Here is a 23,099-nt window from a genome sequence, read left to right on the forward strand (position 1 = left end):
GTATGCGTGTGTCAGAACAGGGGATGTGGAAGAAAAGATGTAAAGTTGTGATTGGAAAACAGGATGTAGGAGAATAAAAGAAAAACGGACGCTGCGTTTCAAAGATGAAGCAGTGTCCGTTTTTTACTATATGTAAGATACCGGGGTCAAAAGGTCAAAAAGCCCTTTGCCCCCAACATCTATTTAAGAAAAGTTGACAGTTGAAAAATTATGCAAAATACTCTCCAGCCAGCCTCTTAAACGCCGGCAGTGCCCGCTTAATCTGCGCAGTAGTAACGCAGTAAGCAATCCGCACGAATCCCGGTGCACCGAAGTCATCGCCGGGTACAAGAAGAAGTTCGTGTTTTTTCGCTTTCTCACAGAATGCATACGCGTCCGGTTCCGGAGTTTTCATGAAGAGATAGAAAGCGCCGTCCGGGTGAACGCAGATGAAGCCGTAGGCGGTTAATGAATCATACAGCAGATCGCGGTTTTTCTTGTAGACCGAAAGATCAGAAACCTGTCCTGCGCATTTGGCGATGACGTGTTGGATCAGGCTTGGTGCGCAGACGAAGCCGAGGGCGCGTCCGGCACCGCAGACGGCTGCGTAGATGGTTCTTGCATCATCGACCTCATCCGGAACGAGAACGTAGCCGATACGCTCGCCCGGCAGGGAGAGGGATTTGCTGTAGGAGTAGCAGACCAGCGTGTTTTTGTAATATTTTGTCAGATACGGAACTTCCACGTCTCCGTAGACAAGCTCGCGGTACGGTTCATCAACGATCAGATAAATCGGATGGCCGTATTCGGCAGATTTTGCTTCCAGAAAAGCAGCGAGCTTCTGAATGCTTTCTTCTGTGTAGACAACGCCGGACGGATTGTTCGGGGAATTGACGAAAACACCTTTGGTGTGCGCTGTGACAGTGGCCGAGAGGCGGTCAAAGTCGATCTGGAACGTGGAAGAATCAGCCGGCGTTTCGATCATGGCTGCGCCTGCAGATTCGATGAAAACACGGTATTCCGGAAAGTACGGGGTAAATACGATATACTCGTCGCCCGGAACGGTTAAAGCGCCAAGGACGATGCGGAGCGAAGCGGCTGCACCGCAGGTCATATAGAAGTTGTCAGCGTGGAACGTGGTACCAAAGCGTTTGTTCAGGTCGGCTGCAACGGCGGCGCGGGTATCGGCATCGCCCTGCGCGGAGGTGTAGCCGAAGAGATAGTAATCGTCTTTGGAATCGAGCAGCTCCTTGATGGTCTCATGAACGGAGGCCGGAGCCGGGACGTTTGGATTTCCGATACTGAAATCAAAGACATTTTCGGAGCCGATCTCGGCAGCGCGTTTTTTACTGTATTCGAAAATCTCGCGGATTACCGATTTTTTTGTGCCGAGAGTTACCATTTTTTCTGAAATCATGTGTCAATCCTCCTGAAGTAAATTGTTTGCCGCTGTTTTAAATGAACTGTAAATATTATTCTTTTTTCTGCTTTTTCCTTATTTTAGCAGACAAAGACTGAATTGTAAATGCAGCATTTTCGGCTTCATGCGCCCGCAGGCTGAAAAGATGGCGGAGGCAGACCACGAGCGATACCAGCAGACTGCCGAGCCGCACGGACGGAAGAAATCGGGAAATTTGTGCGGCGACGGCAAACCCGGAGAATGAAACGATCGAGCGCAGACTGTGTGGCTGGATAATGAGAATCAGCGAAAACGTCAGATAAAACGCCGCCAGAAGAAGCGCCGGCCGCAGATCCGGCAGGAGGCCGAGCAGCACGCCAAACGAGACAGAGATCGCCTTTCCGCCTTTCGCAGGCTGCAGAAATGGCCATGCGTGTCCGGCCACCGGGGCGAGCAGAATCAGGGCGAAAATCCAGGAACCCATCGAAACAGCGGAACTGTGCGCCGCCAGAAACACCGGCAGAAATCCCTTCCCGATATCGCACAGGACGCAGAGCAGTCCAATCCGCAGTCCAGCCACTGAAAAGGCGTTGAAGGCGCCTGGATTCTGATCTTCATTCACAGTTCGGACATCCACGTGGCAGAAGTATTTTGGAATCAGGTACGAATACAGTACGCTGCCCGAGAGGTACCCGAAGAAACTATAAAACAGATAAGCAGTAAGCATCATAAGCAGTTACTCCGAAACTAATTTTTCCAAAAGGTGTGTAATTGACGTTCCCGCCTGCGGATGGCTGTTTTGATGCTGGGTATCGCGCATCGCAATCTGACGTGCATCATCGTGGGCAAGCGAAATACCGGCCTCTGCCAGCTCTTTCTGATGTGCGCCGGTCACGGACATTCCGCGTGAGACAAAAAAAGCACGGTTTTTTGTTTCGCAACCCGGAATCGGATCAGTGTGTACGAGCGGAACGCGCCGCACAGCGGCCTCGGTACTGCTTAAGCCCCCGGGCTTTGTAAACAGCACATCGGCAGCGGCCATATATTCCGCAACGTGGCGTGTAAAACCGATGATATGTACATTTGGGTTCTTATGGAACTGCAGCCGGAGCGAACGCATCCGTTTTTTATTATTTCCGCAGATGATCACAGCCTGTTCGCCGTTTTCCAGCCGGGAAACGAGTTCATGTGCGAGCAGATGCACTTTGCCGAATCCCATACTGCCGCTCATGACGAGAAACAGCGGAGCATTCTCGGGAAGACCGAGATGGCGGCGCACATCCTCTTTGGATGCAGGGCGCGCAAATGCGGGCCGCACCGGAATACCGAGAGGAAGCAGTTTTTCTTCCGGGATACCGCAGGATGCAAACTCCGGGATCAGATCCTTGTGCGGAACCACATAGTAATCGCAGTTCGTCTCTTCCCAGAACGGAATGCACGCGTAATCGGTGGCAACGGCAACGCAGGGAATCGTCAGCCGTCCTTTCTGTTTCATCCAGGTCAGTGTTTCCGCCGGATAAAGATGTGTGGTGACAACGGCATTAAAATGGTTTTGATCAATATAATCTGCAAGCGCATTTCCAAGCCGCGCATTTGCATAGTAAACGGGGGATTTCCAGGGAAATTTCCGTACCAGCTCACCAAGCTGATAGAGTGCGCCGAAGCCGGCCGGAAAAACGGAGACAAGCTTCACATAAGCTCCGCCGACCAGTGCGGAGGTATGCTTTCGCCCGAGGCTCATCAGATCCAGAACCTCGGCTTCGTGGTGATAAAAATTCAGACTTTCTTTTAATGCAGAGGCCGCAGCATTGTGGCCGCCGCCAGTATTGCAGGATAAAATCAGTACCTTCATAAGAAAACTCCATTCTTTTGTTGTATCTCCGAAAGAAACAGGATCACGAGATTTTTCAGACACGCTCTAGTATAGAACGCTGTTATATTTCGGGCAATCCACAAAAGGAGAAAAGTGTCTGATATAACAGGAAGGCGACAGGCAGCAGAAATATCGGGGAGACGCAGACGGAGCATTCACCTGCGGATCAAGATTTTGAGAGAAAGGAAAACGACTGGTGCCTGAAAAAATTGGTAAAATAGAATAAAACTGAAAGAAAAAGAAACAAAAAACAGGATAAAATGCTGAAAAATCAATTGACATCCCATCCAAAACTTCGTATCATAGAGACAGAATGGGGCGCGTTCGGAAAGCGATCTGCGAACCAGAAAATACAGGAGGTAAGCTTAAAATGGGTAAATGGCAGAGAAGTCTTTACCAGCCGGTTCTGCCGCTGGGAAAAGACGGAAAAAGGGTAACAGGAAGCGCGGAACATATCGCACTTTCCAGAAAAGCAGCAGGCGAGGGTATGGTTCTGGTGAAAAACGAGAACGAGACATTGCCGCTCGCAAAAGGCACAAAAGTAGCTTTATTTGGAAAAGGAACGATTGATTACGTAAAAGGCGGCGGCGGAAGCGGTGACGTTACCGTTGCGTATATCCGCAACTTCTACGAAGGCATGAAGATCAAAGAGGCCGAGGGGGAGGTTTCTCTGTTCCATGAACTTCCGGAATTCTATGAGAAAAATGTAAAAGAACAGTATGCTGCAGGCGCTGTACCGGGCATGACAAGAGAGCCGGAAGTACCGGACGAGCTGGTACAGAAAGCAAAAGCATATACCGATACCGCAATCATCACCATCTGCCGCTTCTCCGGCGAGGGCTGGGACCGCAAATGCCAGATCACCGAGGAAGGCTATGAGCTGTTTGAGGATGAGAAAAAACAGATCGAGCTGAGCGCCAGCATCTTCGAAAACGGCGACTTCTGCCTGACAAATGGCGAAGCAGCCATGGTAGAAAAAGTAAAAGCAAACTTTAAAAATGTCATCGTTGTCATGAACGTCGGCGGTATGGTTGATACCAGCTGGTTCAAAGACTGCAAAGAGATTCCGGCGGTGCTGATGGCATGGCAGGGCGGCATGGAAGGCGGCCTCGCGGCAGCGGACGTTGTAACAGGCGACGTCAACCCATCCGGTAAACTGGTTGATACCTACGCAGCAACCCTCGAGGATTATCCATCCACCGAGAACTTCCATAAATCCGTTTATTACGTGGATTACAACGAGGATATCTACGTTGGCTACCGTTATTTCGAGACGATTCCTGGCGCAGCGGAGAAGGTCAATTATCCGTTCGGCTTCGGCCTTTCCTACACCAGCTTTGAGACAGAAGTTCTGGGTGCAGAAGAGAAGGATGGAAAGATTGTTGTAAAAGCAGCTGTTACCAACACTGGAAAACGTGCCGGAAAAGAAGTTGTACAGCTCTACTATGGCGCACCGCAGGGCAAGCTTGGCAAACCGGCCAAAGAGCTCGGCGCTTACCGGAAAACAAGACTGCTGCAGCCAGGCGAGACACAGAGAGTCGTTCTTTCCTTTACAGTGGAAGATATGGCATCTTTTGATGACCTTGGAAAGGTTGCAAAATCTGCCTATGTTCTTGAGGCAGGAAGCTACGTCTTCTACGTTGGAAACAATGTAAGAGATGCGAAGAAACTGGACTTCACCTACGATCTGGCAGAGGCAGAAGTGACTGCACAGTACACCAGCCTTGCCGCTCCGCATAAGCTGGAAAAACGTCTCCTTGCGGATGGAACCTACGAAGCGCTTCCGACCGATAACGGCCCTGTCGAGGAAGAAGGACTGGAGCGTCAGGATAAGCTGACTCTGGAAGGCTTCCTCCCGGCAGTCAAAGCACAGGAGAGAAAGAGCTTTGGCGAGCTTATGGAAGCAGCAAAGACGAATCCGAACCTGATGAATGTGGTCGAAGGAAAAGAAACGCTCGACGAGTTTGTAGATAAGCTTCCGACAGAAGCACTCATTCATCTGCTCGGCGGTCAGCCGAACACAGGAGTTGCCAACACGTTTGGCATGGGAAATCTGCCTGAGTACGGCATCCCGAATATCATGACCGCAGACGGACCGGCAGGCCTTCGCATTCAGCCGCAGTGTGGCGTCAACACGACCGCATGGCCGTGTGCAACATTGCTTGCCTGCACCTGGGATCCGGAGCTGATCGAAGAGATCGGTAAAGCCGGCGGAGAGGAAGTCAAAGAAAACAACATCGGCATCTGGCTGACCCCGGCTGTCAACATTCACAGAAGCCCGCTCTGCGGAAGAAACTTCGAGTATTATTCCGAGGATCCGCTTGTGGCCGGAAAATCCGGTGCGGCAATGGTACGCGGTATGCAGTCCGAGCACATCGGGGCAAGTGTGAAACACTTCTGCTGCAACAACAAAGAAACAAACCGAAAAGACAGCGATTCCCGCGTTTCCGAGCGTGCGCTGCGTGAGATTTACCTGAAAGCCTTCGAGATCATCGTAAAAGAGGCAGATCCATACACAATCATGTCGTCCTACAATCTGATCAACGGCGTTCAGGCATCTGAGAACAAGGATCTTTTGACCGGTATTCTGCGCGGTGAGTGGGACTTTAAGGGAATGGTAACGACCGACTGGTGGACACACGGCGAGCATTACCGCGAGACAAAAGCCGGAAATGATATCAAAATGGCAAACGGATACGAGGAGCGCGTACAGGAGGCATTTGAGAAGGGATACATCACCCGCGACGAAATCGCTCTTTGTGCAAAACGAATCCTGACCATGATTCTTCGCATGGACTGATGTGGATGCATGTGAATAAATAAAGAAAAGTGTGGATAACACATAAAAAAATCGTATGCTGTTGTGGAAAAAGCAACAGCATACGATTTTTTACTTTCCGGACAGGATTCTTTCCTGTTTACACGGCAATGATCTGTAGCAAGACTCTGGCGACCGCAGCTCACGAAAAGTCTTTTGCAGAAACGCTCCGGGAAAGAAACCTGTTTTCAGGCAGTAGCCTTCTGTAGCTCTGCCATGATCTTAAATTCCCGCACGACCATAACGATGCTGACTGATGCGGCTGCAAGGTCTGCAATCGGTGCAGTGTACATCACGCCGTCAATGCCGAAGAGATACGGAAAAATCAGCAGCAGCGGAAGCAGGAAAATAATCTGTCTCGTCAGCGAAAGAAAAATACCCTTCTTCGGTGCTCCGATTGAGGTAAAGAAGTTTGAGCTGACCGGCTGGATACCGTTCAGGAATGTGAAAAACAGGAAAATGCGGAAGTACCGCTCTGCAAAATGCAGGTACTCTTCTGAACCGGAACCAAAAATGCCGATAATCTGGCGCGGAAAGAACTGGAAGCAGAGGAAGGCGACAATGGAAATGGCAGTCGCCGCAAAAACTGCTTTTTTATAGGCGTCCTTCACGCGGTCATATTTCTGCGCACCGAAGTTGAAGCTGACAATCGGCTGAAGTCCCTGGGAAATGCCGATGACAAAGGAGAAGAACAGCATATTCACCTTTGAAATAATGCCGGCGCATGCAAGCGGAATGTCGCTTCCATAGACGGAATTGGAGCCGTAGTAGGTCAGTGTGTTGTTCATAACGATCTGAACAACCATCATTGCCACCTGATTGAATGCCGGAGTTGCACCAAGCGCAGCGATCCGTGCCCAGCAGGCCATGTTCGGCTTCAGATCGGAAAGAGAAAGCGGCAGCGTTTTAAAACCGCGCAGATAGAAGACAACGAGCGCGAATGATAAAATCTGTCCGGTGATCGTGGCGAGCGCTGCACCTGCCATGCCCATGTGGAAAACGAAGATGAACAGCGGGTCGAGAATCGTGTTGACGATCGCGCCGACCAGGTTGCACAGCATGGAAAATTTCGGGCTGCCATCCGCGCGGATCAGGTTGGAGCCGCCGATTGTGACGATCAGAAACGGGAAGCCGATGGAGGTGATTCTGGTGTAAGTACAGGCGTAATCAATGACGTCCGGTGTTGCACCAAAGAGAAGCATCATCGGGCGCAGAAAAAGCTGAACGGCAACGCAGAGAATCACACCGAGGATTGCCAGCATGGAGATGGCACTTCCAACATAAGATTTCGCGTGCTCCGGCTCTCGTCTGCCCATGCAGAGATTGAAGTTTGCAGCACCGCCGATGCCGCAGAGCAGACCGATGGATGTGCAGACCATGCTGAGTGGGAACGCTACGTTGGTCGCTGCGTTTCCGAGCACGCCGATGCTGTGACCGATAAAGAGCTGGTCTACCATGTTATAGAGGGCGCTGACGAGCATCGCGATGACGCTCGGAATCGCAAAACGCCGCAAAAGAGAGCTGACCGGTTCCGAGCCGAGAGGATTTTCGGAAGGTTTCATAGAGGGTATCTCCTTTCAAATGAGGTAAAAGTTCATCGTTTGTATCGGGTGAAAATTCCCGGAAAAACTCCGAGACTATATAGTATACCATAGAAAGAAAACAGAAAACAAGAGGGTGACCGCTATTTTCAGGAAGTGTAACAGAATCGTAGCAGAACTCTCTGCATTTTTAAAAAAGAGATTGACAAAAATGAAATATTAACCTATATTGTAACAAGGTTAACAATTCAAAGACAGAAAGAATTGCATACAAGAACCTGCGAGGAGGACTTACATTCATGAAAAAATCAAAACTTACAACAAAACAGATTGTACTGACCGGCATGATGACGGCAGTGCTTGCGGTACTGTCCATTGTGACGATTCCGCTTCCGACCGGCGTTCCGGTGACGCTGCAGACCTTTGCAATGGCATTTTGCGGCTACGTGCTTGGCTGGAAATTGGGAGGTGCATCGTCCGCTCTTTATCTGATCCTCGGCGCGATCGGCGTTCCGGTTTATGCCGGCATGAGCGGTGGCTTCGGCGCTCTTCTCGGACCGGCCGGCGGCTTTATTTTCGGATTTATTCCGATGGCAATGCTCTGCGGTGCCGGAATTAAAAAAGGCTTCCCGGGCAAACCATTCGTTCTTGGAATCGCAGGTCTTGCGGTATGTCACGCATTCGGTGTGGTACAGTTTTCCATTGTAACAGGAAACACGATCCCGGCTTCGTTCCTTGCAGTTTCCGTTCCGTACATCGTAAAAGATGTGATTTCCGTTGTAGTAGCTGAAATTCTCGGTGTAGCCGTTCGAAAAGCACTGTCAGCAGCTCATGTAATGAACTACGGAACCGCAGCATAATCACAGAGCGTTTCTGAAAAACCAAAAGATAAAAACAAGAGACAGGCATCCTGACAATCTGCCAGGTGTCTGTCTTTTTCTGTTTTGTCAAGCGGATATTCGCAATCCGCTTCGCTACTTGCCTGATTCGGTTAAAGTATTCCGCAGCAGCAGCGGTTATTTGAAAACGTGCAAAATGCATTTCATACAGTTTCAAAATTTTAATGAATTCCTAAGAAAGAGGCAAGAAGGCGTTAAGGGAGATATGGTAGGATAGAAAGCAGGAAAGAACAACAAAGGGGTTTGAAACCATGAGAAAAAGAACACGAAAACACCGGGGAACAGCGGGAAAAATGGTTGGAGGTTTTCTGGCATTTTTCTGCCTGATCCTGCTGACGGCCGGAATGTTCTGGGCAATCCAGGGATATGTTTCCTATCAGAAGGCAGTGAAGGAAAAGCCGCTCGCGCAGGCGGTAGAGGAAATCAGAAGCGAAGCACAGTGGGCTTCTCTTGAACAGGTGCCGGATCTGTACAAAAAAGCGGTGCTTGCTGTTGAGGATCATCGGTATTACACACATCACGGGATAGACTGGATCAGCATGGCGCGGGCCGTTGTACATGATATCCGCGTGATGAAACCGGAGCAGGGAGGCAGTACCATCACACAGCAGCTGGTAAAAAACATGTATTACGATCAGAATAAGACATTTGCCAGGAAAGCGGCAGAGGCGTGGACGGCACTCTATGTGGAACGGCAGCTCTCGAAAGAAGAAATTCTGGAATTGTACATCAATACCATCTATTTCGGGGATGGCTATTACGGACTGAAAGAAGCATCGCTTGGCTACTTCGGGAAAGAACCGCAGGAGCTGACCGACAGCGAAGCCGTTCTCCTCGCTGGAATCCCGAATGCACCGTCCGCCTACGCGCCGTCGCGCCACGCGGATCTGGCGCTGCAGCGGGAAAAGCAGGTGCTGGCGGCAATGGTAAAATATGGATACCTGGAACAAAGTGAGACGGACAGCCTGCTGTGGGATGCGGCAGCCGATCCGGTTCTGGCACGATAGAAAGAAAAGTGAGGAAAAAAGAATGGGAAAACTGATCAGACTGGGGGCAACAGCGCTGTCCATGATTGGAATTTTGGTGATGATTCTCTGTGTGCAGGCGGCGATTTTATTTGTGAGGCTGTGCATCCGAAGAAAGCAGAAAAAAATTGAGCTGAAATAAGAGAAGGAAAAATGTGAGCAGAATTGCCGGAAGAAAAACGGTGATTCTGCTCGCGTTTTTTTTCTGTGAGCAATCCGATTGCGTTTCCGCCGGGAAAAAGGTATAATGAAAAACAGGCAAAAAAATGGTAAAACAGACAGCTTTTGAGGAAAAATAAATGGAACAGAAAGACAGCGCAGAACGGATTTTAAAACAGATTCCCTATGAGATCGTGTATTCCGCCCGCAAAACGCTCGCCGTTCAGGTCAAAGCGGATGGAAGCGTGGTGGTGCGCGCACCGAAACGGATGGCAAAATACAAAATCGAAGCATTCTTAAAAGAAAAACAGGATTGGATTCACACACACCGGGAAAAAGCGTTGGCGGCCGCAGAGCAGAAAGCAGCGAACCGTCTGACGGAAGCAGAACGAAAAGCGGCGGTTAAACGTGCGGCGCAGATGCTGGCGGAAAAGACGGCACATTTTGCAAAAGAGATGGGCGTAACGTATGGCAGAATCACAATTCGTGAGCAGAAAACCCGCTGGGGCAGCTGCAGCAGCGCCGGAAACCTGAACTACAACTGGAAACTGGTGCTGATGCCGGAGCGCGTGATGGATTACGTCGTTATCCACGAGCTGGCGCACCGGAAAGAGATGAACCATTCCGCGCGGTTTTACGCGGTGGTGGCACAGCAGATGCCCGATTACAAAGTGTGGCAGAGCTGGCTGAAGGAGCATGGAAGAGAGTACTGAAAAAGAGAGGCAAAACAAATGATACTGACCGAAGAAAAAACATATATCATCAATGTGACGGAAGTCGATACCGACGCAGAGCTCGGTTTAAATAAGAAAGATATTATGATCAAATACACGAATCTGGAGCTGCTGCACGCGGTTCTTGCAAGCACGATGCCGTATGGCCGTCTGTCGGCGCGCTACCGCGGAAAACGGAAGGCGGAGCTGCAGTCACGGATTGCGATGGTGGAGAGTGTGCTCGAAACACGCGGCGACCAGCTGGCAAAAGCGGAGCAGATTATGTATCTCGACACGGCGGAGCGCAGTGCAATCTGTCATTATCTCGGCATCATCTACACGCGGCTGATTGCGCAGAAGCTGTACGGAATTGACTGTATGGTACCGCTGAACCTGATCGAGCAGCCGGGGGAGAAAAAATTTGTAAAATACAACGGTGCATACCGCCAGGATCTGATCGGATACGGAAAGCAGAACGCATGGAGCGTCTGGGAGCCGGTCGGCAGGAGCGAGAACAGCCAGGCGGCCTTTGGAAACGGATGCCGGGCGGCGTCGGAGATCGAGAAGATCAATGAAAATCCGCTGGCGAAGAGTGCGGCGTGCATGACGTATTACGAGAGAGGCTATCTGAATGCCGTTGTAAAAGAGCCGGAGCGGACCGGGGACGGTACACTTTGGTTTCCAGAGGAGAATTATTTCAAGGCATATTATCAGCCGTTTTTCGAGCTGTTTGCGGACGAACAGCCGGGTGAGCTGTACGGAAGCAGCGGCGGCTTTGAACTGGAGCTGACTCTGCCGTGGACGGAGGAAGGAAAACGCGGCTTCCGCCATCTGCAGATCGGAACGGATCCGGTGACGATTGCATTGATGCGGGAAGGGAAGTACGATCAGATCTTAAAGCGGATGGAAAACGTTTTGGATTTATCAAAAGAGTGCAGATTCTGCGGGGAAGATGGCATCTGGGTAGGCGCAGAGTAAAGGTCATCGGAAGTGCCGAAGCTGTCGGGGATGATGGTACACAGATTCTGTGTGGGAAAAGCGAAAAAGAAAGGACAAGAGCAATGGCAAAAGAAATGGAAACTCTAAAGGACGAAGGGCTGCAGGGGAATGAAACGATAGAGGAAGCAATTCTGGGACTGCAAAAGGAGCCGACGCCGGAACTGCTGGCACATGTGCTGACGGTAATCCGCCGCAGAATGAAAGAGGGCGGACAGGCGATTCTTTCCGTGGAACCGCCATCCGGCGACGATCAGATCCGGATCGGAACGGTAAAGAGCGCAGACGGAAAAGTCTGGTGGGCCGCGTTTACGAGCTTTGATGAGGAATTAAAGGGCGCCGGCAGCGTGAAATCCACGTTTCTCGTGAGCCTGGAACAGCTAATCCACATGGCATCCGAAACAAAGGAGATCAGCGGTGTGATTTTCAATCCGTGGAACCGCACGATCATGCTGGATCATACGCTGCTTTCGATTATCATCGGGGAAGAGAATGCGGGGCACTGAATTGCCGAAAGGAAAAAAGCAAGCACAGAAAGACTCCGAGGGTACATTATTATTTTAAGGAGGTTTTACATCATGGAGGGTTTTCAGGTAACAGAAATCGGGGAAAAAATTTACTGTATTTTGGACGCAGGAAATTCATCGTTCTATGTAGTAGAAGGTGAAGAAAAAGCGGCTGTCATTGATACCGGCATTACGGCAGGCACAAAGATTCTGCCGGTGATCCGTGAGCTGACGGACAAGCCGCTTCTGCTGGTCATCACGCATGCGCATCCGGATCACATGTATCACATGGATGAGTTTGATGAGGTGTACATGTGCCACGATGAAAAGAAGATGGATCCAGAGACGCTTGTGATGCTGACAGCGGGAAAATTAAAACCGTGGGAGGAGATTCATGACATCCGTACCGATTCCGTGATTCCGCTCGGCGGCACAGAGCTGGCCGTCTGTCAGACACCGGGCCATACGCCGGGCAGCGTTGTTGTGCTGGAGACGAAACAGAATTACCTGTTCACCGGAGATGCGATCGGAAGCGGCTGCGGTGTCTGGATGCAGGTGCCGGGCGGAACGAGCCTGGAAGAGTATTACGATGGTCTGGTTGGTCTGATGGCGTGGCTGGTGAAAAAGGGCGGCCGCATGAAATTCTTCGGCGGTCATCACACGCAGGTGTTTGAATCGACGGCGCATCCGGTTTACAATCCGCTCAGCCTCGGCGTTCTCGCAGATCTCATCGACCTTGTGGATCAGGTGATCCACGGCGAAAACCTGGGACGGCCAAGCAATGCGAAGCCGTTTTCGAAAGAACAGGTCCGCTACGCGTCGTACGGCCGCGCAGAAATGCAGTACTGTGCATCGCGGATTCACCGAAAATAAGCGCGTGAAATCTTAAAACTTCCATAAGAAGAAAGGTTTTTGCCCGCGGCGGCTTGACAAAATAAAAAAACGCGATTATGATAAATGCAGTTTCTATTCCAACAGAAAAAGAAAAGGTTATGAGGAAGAGGAGTACATGGCAGGCCCCAAAAGAGAGGACGGTTCACCGGCTGAAAGGCTGTCCGGGAAGGTGGTCATGGAAGGTAGCTTCTGAACCGGAGAGCTGAAAAGCACAGAAGATGTGATGATTAGGTTCTCACGCATGAGTCACGTTACAGACTCCGAAACGAGATACAAATTAAGGTGGTACCGCGGAATTTTCGCCCTTTGCATGCATGTTATGTGTATGTGAAGGGCGTTTTTGATTTAAGACAAGCCTCTGCGGGAATAAATACCACAATACACCAAACATAAAAGGAGGATCTCATGAGCAAAGAACTCGCAAAGACCTACGATCCGAAAGGACTCGAGGACAGACTGTATCAGAAATGGCTGGATAAAGGATATTTCCACGCCACTGTAAACCCGAACAAAAAACCGTTTACCATTATGATGCCGCCTCCGAACGTAACCGGACAGCTTCACATGGGCCATGCACTCGACAACACCATGCAGGATATTCTCTGCCGTTTCAAACGGATGGAGGGATATGAAGTCCTCTGGCAGCCGGGAACCGACCATGCGGCGATTGCAACCGAGGTAAAAGTTACCAATATGCTCAAAGAGCAGGGCATCGACAAAGATGAAATCGGACGCGAAAAATTCCTGGAGCACTGCTGGGAGTGGAAGAAAGAGTACGGCGGACGCATCAACAGCCAGTTAAGAAAGATCGGCTCCTCCGCAGACTGGGAGAGAGAACGCTTCACCATGGACGAGGGATGCTCCAAAGCCGTAGAAGAAGTATTCTGCCGTCTGTATGAAAAAGGATGGATCTACAAAGGAAGCCGCATCATCAACTGGTGCCCGGTATGCCAGACTTCCATCTCCGATGCAGAGGTTGAATATCAGGAGCAGGCAGGCCACTTCTGGCACATCAACTACCCGGTAGTTGGAGAAGAAGGCCGCTTCGTAGAAATCGCAACGACCCGTCCGGAGACTCTGCTCGGCGATACTGCCGTAGCTGTCAATCCGGAGGATGAAAGATACACCGATATTGTAGGAAAAATGCTGAAACTGCCGCTGACCGACCGTGAAATCCCGGTTATCGCAGATGCTTACGTAGACAAAGAGTTCGGAACCGGATGCGTTAAAATTACACCGGCACACGACCCGAACGATTTTGAGGTAGGAAAACGCCACAACCTCGAAGAGATCAACATCTTAAACGATGACGGAACCATGAACAACAAGTGCGGCAAATACGCCGGCATGGACCGCTACGAGGCAAGAAAAGCCATGGTAGAGGATCTCGAAAAGCTTGGTCTTCTGGTAAAGGTTCAGGATCACGTTCATAACGTAGGAACTCACGACAGATGTAAGACAACCGTAGAGCCGATGATCAAACCGCAGTGGTTTGTAAAAATGGCAGATATGGCAAAAGCTGCCAGCGAAGCAGAGAAGAACGGCGAAGTAAACTTCATCCCGGACCGCTTCAGCAAAATTTATCAGAACTGGCTGAATAACATCCATGACTGGTGTATTTCCCGTCAGCTCTGGTGGGGCCACCGCATCCCGGCTTACACCTGTGATGACTGCGGCGAGATCACCGTTGTAAGAGGCGGAATGCCGGAAAAATGCCCGAAATGCGGCAGTACCCATCTCACCCAGGACCCGGATACCCTGGACACCTGGTTCAGTTCTGCTCTGTGGCCGTTCTCCACGTTAGGATGGCCGGAGAAAACACCGGAATTTGATTACTTCTATCCGACCGACGTACTCGTAACCGGATACGACATCATCTTCTTCTGGGTTATCCGTATGGTATTCTCCGCACTGGAGCAGACTAAACAGGTTCCGTTCCACCACGTACTGATCCACGGACTCGTTCGTGATTCCCAGGGACGCAAGATGAGTAAATCCCTCGGAAACGGTATCGATCCGCTCGAAGTCATTGACAAATACGGTGCAGATGCTCTCCGTCTGACTTTGATGACCGGTAATGCACCTGGAAACGATATGCGTTTCTACTGGGAGCGTGTAGAAGCCAGCCGTAACTTCGCAAACAAAGTATGGAACGCTTCCCGTTTCATCATGATGAACCTGGAAAAAGCAGAAGTTCCGTCTGAAATGCCAAAAGACAAACTGACACTGGCAGATAAATGGATTCTTTCTAAGGTAAACACGCTGGCAACGGAAGTAACGGACAACATGGACCGCTACGAGCTCGGTATCGCCGTACAGAAGGTTTACGACTTTATCTGGGAGGAGTTCTGCGACTGGTACATCGAGATGGTAAAACCGCGTCTGTACAGCGAGACCGACGAGACGAAGGGCGCTGCACTGTGGACCTTAAAAACCGTTCTTGGCAATGCATTAAAGCTGTTGCATCCGTTTATGCCGTTCATCACAGAGGAAATCTACTGCACACTGAATCCGGACGAGGATTCCATCATGATCGCCGCATGGCCGAAAGAGACCGAAGACTTTGCATACGCAGAGGATGAGGCAGCCGTTGAGATGATGAAAGAGGCGGTAAGAAGCATCCGTGGTGTCCGCACCAGTATGAACGTACCGCCGTCAAAGAAAGCAAGCGTATTCGTTGTAACGGAAGATGCTGCTGTACAGGAAACCTTCAAAAACGGTGCTGTATTCTTCGGAACTCTGGCAGGAGCAAGCGAAGTTCACGTACAGGCAGACAAAGCCGGCATCGCAGACGATGCGGTATCCGCAGTGATCCCGCAGGCAACGATCTACATTCCGTTTGCCGAGCTGGTTGACCTGGAAAAAGAGATCGCCCGCCTTACGAAAGAGGAAGAGCGTCTGACAAAAGAGATCGCACGTTCCAACGGCATGCTTGGCAACCCGAACTTTATCAACAAAGCTCCGGAAGCAAAAGTTCAGGCAGAGAAAGAAAAACTGGCGAACTATCAGCAGATGATGGAGCAGGTTCAGACAAGATTGGAGCAGCTGAAAAAATAAATGAAAAAAGGAAAAAAACTGCATGGAAACAAGGAAACCGTAGTGAAAGTCTGCAACTGGCTCTCTTTGCCGCTGCAGGCCCTGGGATGCTGTATTCTGTATCTGGTGATTGAAGCATTTTCCCGCCATTCGCTGGCATCTGCATGGAGCTACATGGTGGAAAGCCCATGGGTCTTTTTGTACAATGCATTTTTGATCTTCACTACTTTTATGGTAGTTTATCTGTTCCGCAGACGTGTGCTGGTACGGCTGGTGATGAGCTGTTTCTGGCTGCTGCTCGGCATCATTAACGGTGTGATTCTGGCAAATCGCGTCACGCCGTTTACCGGGCCGGACTTGCGGAATTTAAGCGACGGCGCAAAGGTCGTGACGAAGTATCTGTCGAAAGGTACCATGATCCTCGTCGTAGCAGCCCTTGTGGCATTATTGGCATTTTTTGTATGGGTCTGGATCAAAGGACCGAAATTTCAGGGGAAAATCCGCTGGTATCTGAATGTGCCGTTGATTGCTCTGGTAATTGTACTCTTTACGGGAGCAACGAATCTGGCGCTTGCAAAGCGTGTGCTTTCCAGCTATTTCGTCAACATCGCATTTGCCTACCAGGATTACGGCTATCCGTACTGTCTGGCAGTCACCCTGTTTGATACGGGAATTTCAGAGCCGAACGGCTATTCCGAACAGCTCGTGAAACAGATTGAGACGAGTGAAGGCGAACAAAAAGAGGATGATACGGTAAAACCGAATATTATCTTTTTGCAGCTGGAGTCCTTTTTCGATCCGGAGCTGGTTAATTTCCTCAACATTTCCGAGGATCCGATCCCGTATTACCGGCAGCTGATGAAGGATTATTCTTCTGGTTATCTCCGCGTGCCGGTGGTGGGAGCCGGAACAGCAAACACAGAGTTTGAAACTATTTCCGGCATGAGCCTCCGGTATTTCGGAGCGGGTGAGTATCCGTACAAATCGGTGCTTTCAGAGGAGACGTGTGAGAGTGCGCCGTATGTTTTAAAGAATCTTGGCTATGCGACCCATGCGATCCACAACAATGAAGCAAACTTCTATTCCAGAAGAAGTGTGTTCTCACGTCTTGGTTTTGATACCTTTACCTCGGAGGAATATATGCCGGATATCTCGGATGTGACGGCAACCGGATGGGTAAAAGACCATATTCTGACAAAAGAGATCATAAAAACGCTCGATGCGACAGACGAACCGGATTATATCTATACGATTTCGGTACAGGGCCACGGTGATTATCCGACAGAGCCGGTGCTTGACGATCCGGAGATTACAGTGACAGGCGCGGAAGACCGGGAAAAAAATAATTATTCCTGGGAATATTATGTAAATCAGATTCATGAGATGGACATATTTGTCAAAGAGCTGACGACAAAGCTTGCGGATTATCCGGAGCCGGTGGTACTTGTGATGTACGGGGACCATCTGCCAACGATGGGACTGAAAGTAGAAGATCTGGAGAACCGCTATCTGTATCAGACCGAATACGTAATCTGGGATAATATGGGACTGAAAAGAAAACAGGAAAACATTGCTTCCTACCAGATTGCAGCAGAGGTTATGAACCGTGTGGGAATTCATGACGGAACCATTTTCCGGTATCATCAGACGAGACGGAATACGAAGAATTATCAGGTGGATCTCGAGGTGCTGCAGTATGATATGCTGTATGGAAAACGGTACGTTTACGGAGAAGACGGAGAGACACCGTATGAGCGTGTGAAGCTGCAGATGGGTGCTCTGCCGGTAACACTGGAACGAATCGAAAAATCCGGAGAAGATACCTGGTATTTTTACGGAGAAAACTTTACGGCATCGAGCCGTGTGGAAGTCAACGAGGAGATACAGGATACCGTTTATGTCAGCCCGTCGATTCTGATGGTGCATAGTCTGACCCTGGAAGACGGTGATCAGATTACAATCGCGCAGCAGAGCAACAGCTCGACGAAGAAGGTGCTGACAAGGACAGAGCCGATGATGTATGAAGAGCCCAAAACGGTATCTACACCGACGCCGACGCCGAACCCGGACAGCACGAAAACAGATGTGACGCAGGAAAATGCCAATACGAGCACTGCGCCGCAGGATGAACTGACGGCAGCGCCGTCCGGTGCGCCGGAGGGCGAAGGCGACAAGATTGAGCCGTCAAAAACAGAAAACAGCGATAAACCGGCCGAAGACGGCGGTCTGCAGAATTAAAAAGAGTGTCCGAAAGATCATACAGTGGGGCGGATTTTGACGTCCCACTGTATCTTTTTACGGGGAAAGTCGAAAAGTCGGGACAAAATTTTGAAAATTGCTATGGACATATCCGGTCACTCGATTATAATGATACTAGGGTTTGAAAGCAGCCCTAAAATACTGAAGAATGGTGAAATAAAGTGAATTATACAGAAGCAGTTGATTATATCGAAACAATACCGAAATTTACGGTGAAGCATCCGCCGGAACATACGAGGGAGCTTCTTTCGCGCCTTGGGAATCCGCAGGAAGGGATCAAAATTATCCATGTGGCGGGCACGAACGGAAAGGGAAGCGTCTGCGCGTACTTGAATGCGATGCTGCTTGCAGGCGGCAAAAAGACAGGACTTTTTACCTCCCCGCACCTTGTACGCATCAACGAGCGGTTCCAGATCAACGGGGAAGATGTGTCGGATGAACAGTTTCTCGACGCATTTCTCAAAGTGGAAAAAGCAGCCAAAGAATACGAGGCGGAGGGCGAAGGCCATCCGAGCTATTTTGAGACGCTGTTCCTGATGGGAATGCTGATTTTCAAAGAAGCCGGCGTGGAATACCTGGTCATGGAGACCGGCCTTGGCGGACGGCTGGATGCGACAAATGTGGTCGAAAAGCCGCTGGCATGCATCATCACGTCCATCAGCCGCGACCACACCGAGTATCTCGGCGACACCCTCGAGGCGATTGCGGGAGAGAAAGCCGGCATCATCAAAGCCGGTGTCCCGGTAATCTACGACGCCAGCCAGCCAGGTCCGGCTTCTGTCATTGCCGCAAAGGCGAAAGAGATGGGAAGCCCGGCATGGCCGATGGAGCCGTCGTTCTATGAGATGAAAACACAGAGCCGCGAGGGTATCACCTTTACCTTTGCATATCCGGGCGGCGAAAAAGCAGAGCTTGCGATTCCGTACGTGGCAAAATACCAGATGATGAATGCAAGCCTTGCGTTCTACATGATGCATATTCTGCAGGACGTGCACGACATTCCTAAGAACGTGCTTGCGGAAGGCCTTTCGAAGATCAAATGGCCGTGCCGTATGGAAATGGCTGCGCCGGGCGTCATCATCGACGGCGCGCACAACGAGGACGGCATTGCACAGTTTGTCAGCACGGCAGGCTATTTTGCGAAAGAAAACGAGATCACGATTCTGTTCACGGCAGTTGCAGACAAGCACTATCATGAGATGATCGGTGAAATCTGCGAGGGAATTCATCCGTCCCATGTTGTTGCAACGCAGATCGACGGAAGCCGCGTCGTACCGGCGGAAGTGCTTGCAGAGGACTTCAGAAAAGCAGGATGCACGGATGTCTGCGCGGAACCGGAGATCGGGGCAGCGTATGAGAAGGCACTGGGCAAAAAGGGCAGCGGCATGCTGTTCTGCGTGGGTTCTCTGTATCTGGCGGGCGAACTGAAAGCATATCTTGCAAAGCGGAATGGTTAGTGAATACAGGAAGGAATTTTTTGTTTATGTTAAATTACGAAGAAGAACTGAAGAAGTTTAAACCGTGTCTCGATGTGGATGAGGTGGAGGATGCGATTTACAGCCGTGATCTGACGGATGTGATCGACATTTTGAAAGAAATGATGAAAAACGACAAGCCGGAACAGGAAAACGAGACAGAAGCGGAAAAGGAAGAGTAAGGTGCCGGAATGAACTGTATGAATTGTAAATCGGTTGTGGACGTCGGAATGGAGATCTGTCCCAACTGTGGTTTTAACCTGAGAGTACAGAGAAAATGTTTTTCTCTTTCGAATATGTACTACAATCTGGGCCTCGACAAGGCAGAGATCCGGGATCTTTCCGGAGCGATCGATATGCTGCGGCGGAGCCTGAAGTTTAACAAATACAATATCCATGCGCGGAACTTGTTAGGCCTTGTCTATTTTGAGACGGGTGAAGCGGTTGCGGCGTTAAGTGAGTGGATCATCAGCAAGAATATTATGCCGGAGAATAATGTGGCGACGGAGTATATTGCGACGCTGCAGGCGGAGCAGGCGAAGCTGGATATGATCAATCAGACGATCAAGAAATACAACAGTGCGCTGAAATGCTGCCGCGAGAACAATGAGGATGTGGCTGCGATCCAGCTGCGCAAGATTCTGAACCAGAATCCGAAGCTGATCAAGGGATATCATCTGCTGGCGCTGATTTATATTCACAAAGGTGAGTATGAGAAAGCGCGGAAGATTCTGAAAAAGGCGGCGAAAATTGACAAGACGAACTCGACGACGCTTCGTTTCCTGAAGGAGGTTGATTTCCAGACGGGTACGCAGACGTCGCTGGAGCCGCGGCGGTTCGGCCGCAGGGAGCGCACGGAGGAGCAGCGCGAGGACGAGCGTGAGCGTGTGGTAAGCGGGGATACGGTGATTATTCCGCCGACGTTCCGCGAGACGTCTACAGCGGCAACGATGCTGAATATCGGTATTGGGCTGGTGCTTGGCGCACTGGTTGTGTGGTTTCTGATCGGGCCTGCGAATACGCAGCGAATTAACCGGCAGGCAGACGAGAAGGTTGTGGAATACAGCGGCAAGATGGCGAGCCAGGAGGCCCAGCTGAACCAGCTCCAGAGCCAGGTGGATTCTCTGAACGAAACGACGGCTTCTGCGCAGCAGCAGATCCAGACGGCACAGGATACGGCGGCTTCCTATGAGAACCTTTTAAAGGCTGTGGAAGCGCAGCAGCAGGGCAACACGAGCAACGCAACAAACGCACTGACCGAGGTCAACCCGGAGGTGCTTTCTGTGGACGCAAAGGCTGTGTATGACACTATTTACAAGAGCATGCAGTCGTCTATGTTCCAGGAGCTTTCGCAGTCGGGTGTGAATGCATTTGACGATGCGAATTACACTGAGGCGATTGATAAGCTTTCGAAGGCTAAGAATATCAACGACAGTGACTATACGGTGCTTAACTATCTGGCGCATGCGTATCGGCTGAGTGGGGATACCGATAATGCGATTTCGGTGTTCCAGGAGATCATCGATAAGTTCCCGGGAACCCAGAAGGCTACTAAGGCCGAGCAGCAGATTGAGGCGCTGGGGGGGACTGTGAAGACGGAGGAATAGTGAGGACGGACGCCCACGGGGCAGAATGCCGCAGGAGATGCGGCGCTGTTTCGTCGGGCTGATACCACTGACTACGCGGAGGGTGCGTGGGACGAAGGGCAAAAAAGTATAAAAGTGAGAAGATAAAACACAAAAGATGAAATTCGCTTTACGGCGAAAAATCTTTTGTGTTTTTTATTTTATGACAGGAAAGAGGGAGGATGGGAAATGGATAATCGTGTTTGGGTGAAGAATGCGGTGATGACGATTCGGCTTCCGGAAGAGGTGGATCATTTTGTGGCTGACCGGCTTCGGGAGGAGGCGGGGGAGATTTTGGTGGAGAGGAATGTGAGGGAGGTGGTGTTTGATTTTCGGAAGACGGTGTTTATGGACAGTTCGGGGATTGGACTGGTGATGGGAAGGTTTCGGGAGATGGAGCTGATTGGCGGGAAGGTGAGAGCGGTGCATGTGGGAGAGCGGATGCGGAGGATTCTGGTGATGTCGGGGGTGACGCGGGTGATTGAGGTGGAAGAGGAGAAGACGTGGAAGTAGGTTTTGGACGGGGAGTGGGCAGAAAGGGGAATGGGATGATGCGAGAAAGGATGAAAACAGAAGAGAAGATGCGGTGGAATACGATGACGCTGGAATTTGAGAGCCGTCCCTGCAATGAGAGTTTTGCGCGGGTGTCTGCGGCGGCGTTTCTGGCGCAGCTGAATCCGACGGTGGAGGAAGTGGCGGATGTCAAGACGGCGATTTCGGAGGCGGTTACGAATGCGATGATTCACGGATACCGGCAGGAAAAAGGTAAAATTCAGATGAAGTGTGTGCTGGATCTGGAGGAGAAGGTGTTTCAGGTGACGGTAAAAGATACCGGCGTCGGGATTGAAAATGTGGAGAAGGCGATGGAGCCGATGTTTACGACCTGCCCGGAGCTGGAGCGGTCGGGGATGGGGTTTTCGTTTATGGAGGCGTTTATGGATGAGCTGGAAGTAAGGTCGCATCCGGGATGGGGGACGGAAGTGGTGATGAAACGGAAAATCGGTGTGCATCCGGAAATGTAAGGGCCGGATCGGAAGTCATAGGAGTCAGAATGCATGGAACATACGCTTGCCCTGATCGAAAAGGCACACGAAGGGGATAAAGCGGCAAGGGATACACTGGCAGAGGAAAATATGGGACTGGTCTGGAGCATGGTGAGGCGGTTTGCAAACCGCGGGGTGGAGATGGAGGATCTGTGCCAGATCGGGAGCATTGGGCTGTTGAAGGCGATTGATAAATTTGATCCTTCGTTTGAAGTCTGTTTTTCGACGTATGCGGTTCCGATGATTGCGGGGGAGATCCGGCGGTTTCTGCGGTCGGAGGGGATGGTGAAGGTGAGCCGCCCGATCCGGGAACTGGCGTGGAAAGCGTATGCGGTGCGGGAGCGGCTGGAGCGGGAGAACGGGCGCGATCCGACGCTGGCGGAGATAGCGGGGGAGCTTGATGTTACCGTGGAGGAAATCGTGGAGGCGATGGAGTCCGGCGCGGAGGTGGAATCGCTGCAGAAGACCATCTATCAGGGGGAAAACCACGATATTTCTCTGATGGACCGCATTCCGGAAAAAGAGAACGGGCAGGAAAAGCTGCTGAACCGGATTTTCTTGGAAGAGCTGTTGGGACGACTGCCTGCGAAGGAGCGGCAGCTCATCTACATGCGCTATTTTCAGGACATGACGCAGGCGCAGATCGCCGGAAAACTGGGGATTTCGCAGGTGCAGGTGTCGCGGATGGAAAAGAAGATTCTGCGGCAGATGCGGATGGAAAAGGTCTGACAAAAATACAAATCCGGCGGAAGGGCGCTTTTCCTGGGAAAGGCAGAGAAAAGCGCCTGAAACCCGGGCGGATAAAGGAAGAAAAGAAAGGCGAAGCGGGGAAAGGCGGCAGAAAGTTTGAAAATATTCA

Annotated in this window: 20 protein-coding genes and 1 other annotated feature; of the genes, 16 read left to right on the top strand and 4 right to left on the bottom strand. The window is 50.7% G+C overall.

Going from position 1 to position 23,099, the window contains the following annotated elements:
- Positions 1-208: 208 nt before the first annotated feature.
- The 3 genes from DWY63_RS12640 to DWY63_RS12650 are packed head-to-tail and all read right to left on the bottom strand — an operon-like array spanning position 209 to position 3,230.
- On the bottom strand, positions 209-1,396 hold the full coding sequence (locus tag DWY63_RS12640; RefSeq protein WP_117802349.1) for a pyridoxal phosphate-dependent aminotransferase: 1,188 nt from the start codon (positions 1,394-1,396) through the stop codon (positions 209-211).
- Positions 1,397-1,451: 55 nt separating this feature from the next.
- Positions 1,452-2,108, bottom strand: coding sequence for a glycerol-3-phosphate acyltransferase (locus tag DWY63_RS12645; protein ID WP_243001888.1), 657 nt, complete (start codon positions 2,106-2,108; stop codon positions 1,452-1,454).
- Between the two features lie 6 nt (positions 2,109-2,114).
- Positions 2,115-3,230 carry an MGDG synthase family glycosyltransferase gene (locus DWY63_RS12650; RefSeq protein WP_117802350.1) on the bottom strand — a complete coding sequence of 372 codons (1,116 nt, stop codon included), beginning with the start codon at positions 3,228-3,230 and terminating at the stop codon, positions 2,115-2,117.
- Between the two features lie 391 nt (positions 3,231-3,621).
- On the opposite strand from DWY63_RS12650, the gene DWY63_RS12655 reads away from it, so the two are divergent.
- On the top strand, positions 3,622-6,051 hold the full coding sequence (locus DWY63_RS12655; protein WP_117802351.1) for a glycoside hydrolase family 3 protein: 2,430 nt from the start codon (positions 3,622-3,624) through the stop codon (positions 6,049-6,051).
- Positions 6,052-6,257: 206 nt separating this feature from the next.
- Here DWY63_RS12655 and DWY63_RS12660 read toward each other — a convergent pair whose 3' ends face one another.
- Positions 6,258-7,631, bottom strand: a complete 1,374-nt coding sequence (locus tag DWY63_RS12660) for an MATE family efflux transporter (RefSeq protein ID WP_055228051.1) — start codon at positions 7,629-7,631, stop codon at positions 6,258-6,260.
- A gap of 278 nt (positions 7,632-7,909) precedes the next feature.
- Between DWY63_RS12660 and DWY63_RS12665 the strand changes: the two genes are divergently transcribed.
- The 15 genes from DWY63_RS12665 to DWY63_RS12725 all read left to right on the top strand — a co-directional run bounded on the left by DWY63_RS12665 (position 7,910) and on the right by DWY63_RS12725 (position 22,969).
- A complete protein-coding gene (locus DWY63_RS12665) occupies positions 7,910-8,470 on the top strand; it encodes a biotin transporter BioY (protein WP_022461328.1) in 561 nt (186 codons plus the stop codon).
- A 290-nt stretch (positions 8,471-8,760) separates the two neighbouring features.
- Positions 8,761-9,516, top strand: a complete 756-nt coding sequence (locus DWY63_RS12670; RefSeq protein ID WP_070103691.1) for a transglycosylase domain-containing protein — start codon at positions 8,761-8,763, stop codon at positions 9,514-9,516.
- A 22-nt stretch (positions 9,517-9,538) separates the two neighbouring features.
- Positions 9,539-9,676 carry a hypothetical protein gene (locus DWY63_RS18045; RefSeq protein WP_156327580.1) on the top strand — a complete coding sequence of 46 codons (138 nt, stop codon included), beginning with the start codon at positions 9,539-9,541 and terminating at the stop codon, positions 9,674-9,676.
- 157 nt (positions 9,677-9,833) lie between these two features.
- Entirely contained in the window at positions 9,834-10,406 is a 573-nt protein-coding gene (locus DWY63_RS12675) for a M48 family metallopeptidase (RefSeq protein WP_117802352.1), read from the top strand.
- Between the two features lie 18 nt (positions 10,407-10,424).
- On the top strand, positions 10,425-11,384 hold the full coding sequence (locus DWY63_RS12680; RefSeq protein WP_055228050.1) for a hypothetical protein: 960 nt from the start codon (positions 10,425-10,427) through the stop codon (positions 11,382-11,384).
- Positions 11,385-11,467: 83 nt separating this feature from the next.
- A complete protein-coding gene (locus tag DWY63_RS12685) occupies positions 11,468-11,908 on the top strand; it encodes an SseB family protein (protein WP_242857195.1) in 441 nt (146 codons plus the stop codon).
- 72 nt (positions 11,909-11,980) lie between these two features.
- The gene (locus DWY63_RS12690; RefSeq protein WP_055266294.1) at positions 11,981-12,781 is read left to right on the top strand and encodes an MBL fold metallo-hydrolase; all 801 of its coding nucleotides are present in this window, start codon (positions 11,981-11,983) and stop codon (positions 12,779-12,781) included.
- Positions 12,782-12,891: 110 nt separating this feature from the next.
- Positions 12,892-13,112: a binding site (T-box leader), on the top strand.
- Between the two features lie 95 nt (positions 13,113-13,207).
- A complete protein-coding gene (locus DWY63_RS12695) occupies positions 13,208-15,859 on the top strand; it encodes a valine--tRNA ligase (protein ID WP_055266296.1) in 2,652 nt (883 codons plus the stop codon).
- The gene (locus DWY63_RS12700) at positions 15,860-18,076 is read left to right on the top strand and encodes an LTA synthase family protein (RefSeq protein WP_117802353.1); all 2,217 of its coding nucleotides are present in this window, start codon (positions 15,860-15,862) and stop codon (positions 18,074-18,076) included.
- A gap of 182 nt (positions 18,077-18,258) precedes the next feature.
- Complete coding sequence (locus DWY63_RS12705) at positions 18,259-19,554, top strand: bifunctional folylpolyglutamate synthase/dihydrofolate synthase (protein WP_055220006.1); 1,296 nt, start codon at positions 18,259-18,261, stop codon at positions 19,552-19,554.
- A gap of 26 nt (positions 19,555-19,580) precedes the next feature.
- Complete coding sequence (locus DWY63_RS18195) at positions 19,581-19,754, top strand: hypothetical protein (RefSeq protein WP_022461761.1); 174 nt, start codon at positions 19,581-19,583, stop codon at positions 19,752-19,754.
- Positions 19,755-19,763: 9 nt separating this feature from the next.
- Positions 19,764-21,179, top strand: coding sequence for a tetratricopeptide repeat protein (locus DWY63_RS12710; protein WP_022461762.1), 1,416 nt, complete (start codon positions 19,764-19,766; stop codon positions 21,177-21,179).
- A 207-nt stretch (positions 21,180-21,386) separates the two neighbouring features.
- Positions 21,387-21,710, top strand: a complete 324-nt coding sequence (locus tag DWY63_RS12715) for an anti-sigma factor antagonist (protein WP_117802354.1) — start codon at positions 21,387-21,389, stop codon at positions 21,708-21,710.
- 38 nt (positions 21,711-21,748) lie between these two features.
- Positions 21,749-22,219 carry an anti-sigma F factor gene (gene spoIIAB / locus DWY63_RS12720; RefSeq protein ID WP_270423031.1) on the top strand — a complete coding sequence of 157 codons (471 nt, stop codon included), beginning with the start codon at positions 21,749-21,751 and terminating at the stop codon, positions 22,217-22,219.
- A gap of 33 nt (positions 22,220-22,252) precedes the next feature.
- Entirely contained in the window at positions 22,253-22,969 is a 717-nt protein-coding gene (locus DWY63_RS12725) for a SigB/SigF/SigG family RNA polymerase sigma factor (RefSeq protein WP_055220004.1), read from the top strand.
- The last annotated feature ends 130 nt before the right edge of the window (positions 22,970-23,099 follow it).

This window comes from Blautia sp. AF26-2 (assembly GCF_003460955.1).
Taxonomy (GTDB): Bacteria; Bacillota; Clostridia; order Lachnospirales; family Lachnospiraceae; genus Fusicatenibacter; species Fusicatenibacter saccharivorans.

Bases quoted from the DNA above. Each gene is read 5' to 3' on its own strand.
- DWY63_RS12640 (WP_117802349.1), bottom strand. From the start codon at position 1,396: ATGATTTCAGAAAAAATGGTAACTCTCGGCACAAAAAAATCGGTAATC.
- DWY63_RS12645 (WP_243001888.1), bottom strand. From the start codon at position 2,108: ATGATGCTTACTGCTTATCTGTTTTATAGTTTCTTCGGGTACCTCTCG.
- DWY63_RS12650 (WP_117802350.1), bottom strand. From the start codon at position 3,230: ATGAAGGTACTGATTTTATCCTGCAATACTGGCGGCGGCCACAATGCT.
- DWY63_RS12655 (WP_117802351.1), top strand. From the start codon at position 3,622: ATGGGTAAATGGCAGAGAAGTCTTTACCAGCCGGTTCTGCCGCTGGGA.
- DWY63_RS12660 (WP_055228051.1), bottom strand. From the start codon at position 7,631: ATGAAACCTTCCGAAAATCCTCTCGGCTCGGAACCGGTCAGCTCTCTT.
- DWY63_RS12665 (WP_022461328.1), top strand. From the start codon at position 7,910: ATGAAAAAATCAAAACTTACAACAAAACAGATTGTACTGACCGGCATG.
- DWY63_RS12670 (WP_070103691.1), top strand. From the start codon at position 8,761: ATGAGAAAAAGAACACGAAAACACCGGGGAACAGCGGGAAAAATGGTT.
- DWY63_RS18045 (WP_156327580.1), top strand. From the start codon at position 9,539: ATGGGAAAACTGATCAGACTGGGGGCAACAGCGCTGTCCATGATTGGA.
- DWY63_RS12675 (WP_117802352.1), top strand. From the start codon at position 9,834: ATGGAACAGAAAGACAGCGCAGAACGGATTTTAAAACAGATTCCCTAT.
- DWY63_RS12680 (WP_055228050.1), top strand. From the start codon at position 10,425: ATGATACTGACCGAAGAAAAAACATATATCATCAATGTGACGGAAGTC.
- DWY63_RS12685 (WP_242857195.1), top strand. From the start codon at position 11,468: ATGGCAAAAGAAATGGAAACTCTAAAGGACGAAGGGCTGCAGGGGAAT.
- DWY63_RS12690 (WP_055266294.1), top strand. From the start codon at position 11,981: ATGGAGGGTTTTCAGGTAACAGAAATCGGGGAAAAAATTTACTGTATT.
- DWY63_RS12695 (WP_055266296.1), top strand. From the start codon at position 13,208: ATGAGCAAAGAACTCGCAAAGACCTACGATCCGAAAGGACTCGAGGAC.
- DWY63_RS12700 (WP_117802353.1), top strand. From the start codon at position 15,860: ATGAAAAAAGGAAAAAAACTGCATGGAAACAAGGAAACCGTAGTGAAA.
- DWY63_RS18195 (WP_022461761.1), top strand. From the start codon at position 19,581: ATGTTAAATTACGAAGAAGAACTGAAGAAGTTTAAACCGTGTCTCGAT.
- DWY63_RS12710 (WP_022461762.1), top strand. From the start codon at position 19,764: ATGAACTGTATGAATTGTAAATCGGTTGTGGACGTCGGAATGGAGATC.
- DWY63_RS12715 (WP_117802354.1), top strand. From the start codon at position 21,387: ATGGATAATCGTGTTTGGGTGAAGAATGCGGTGATGACGATTCGGCTT.
- spoIIAB (WP_270423031.1), top strand. From the start codon at position 21,749: ATGCGAGAAAGGATGAAAACAGAAGAGAAGATGCGGTGGAATACGATG.
- DWY63_RS12725 (WP_055220004.1), top strand. From the start codon at position 22,253: ATGGAACATACGCTTGCCCTGATCGAAAAGGCACACGAAGGGGATAAA.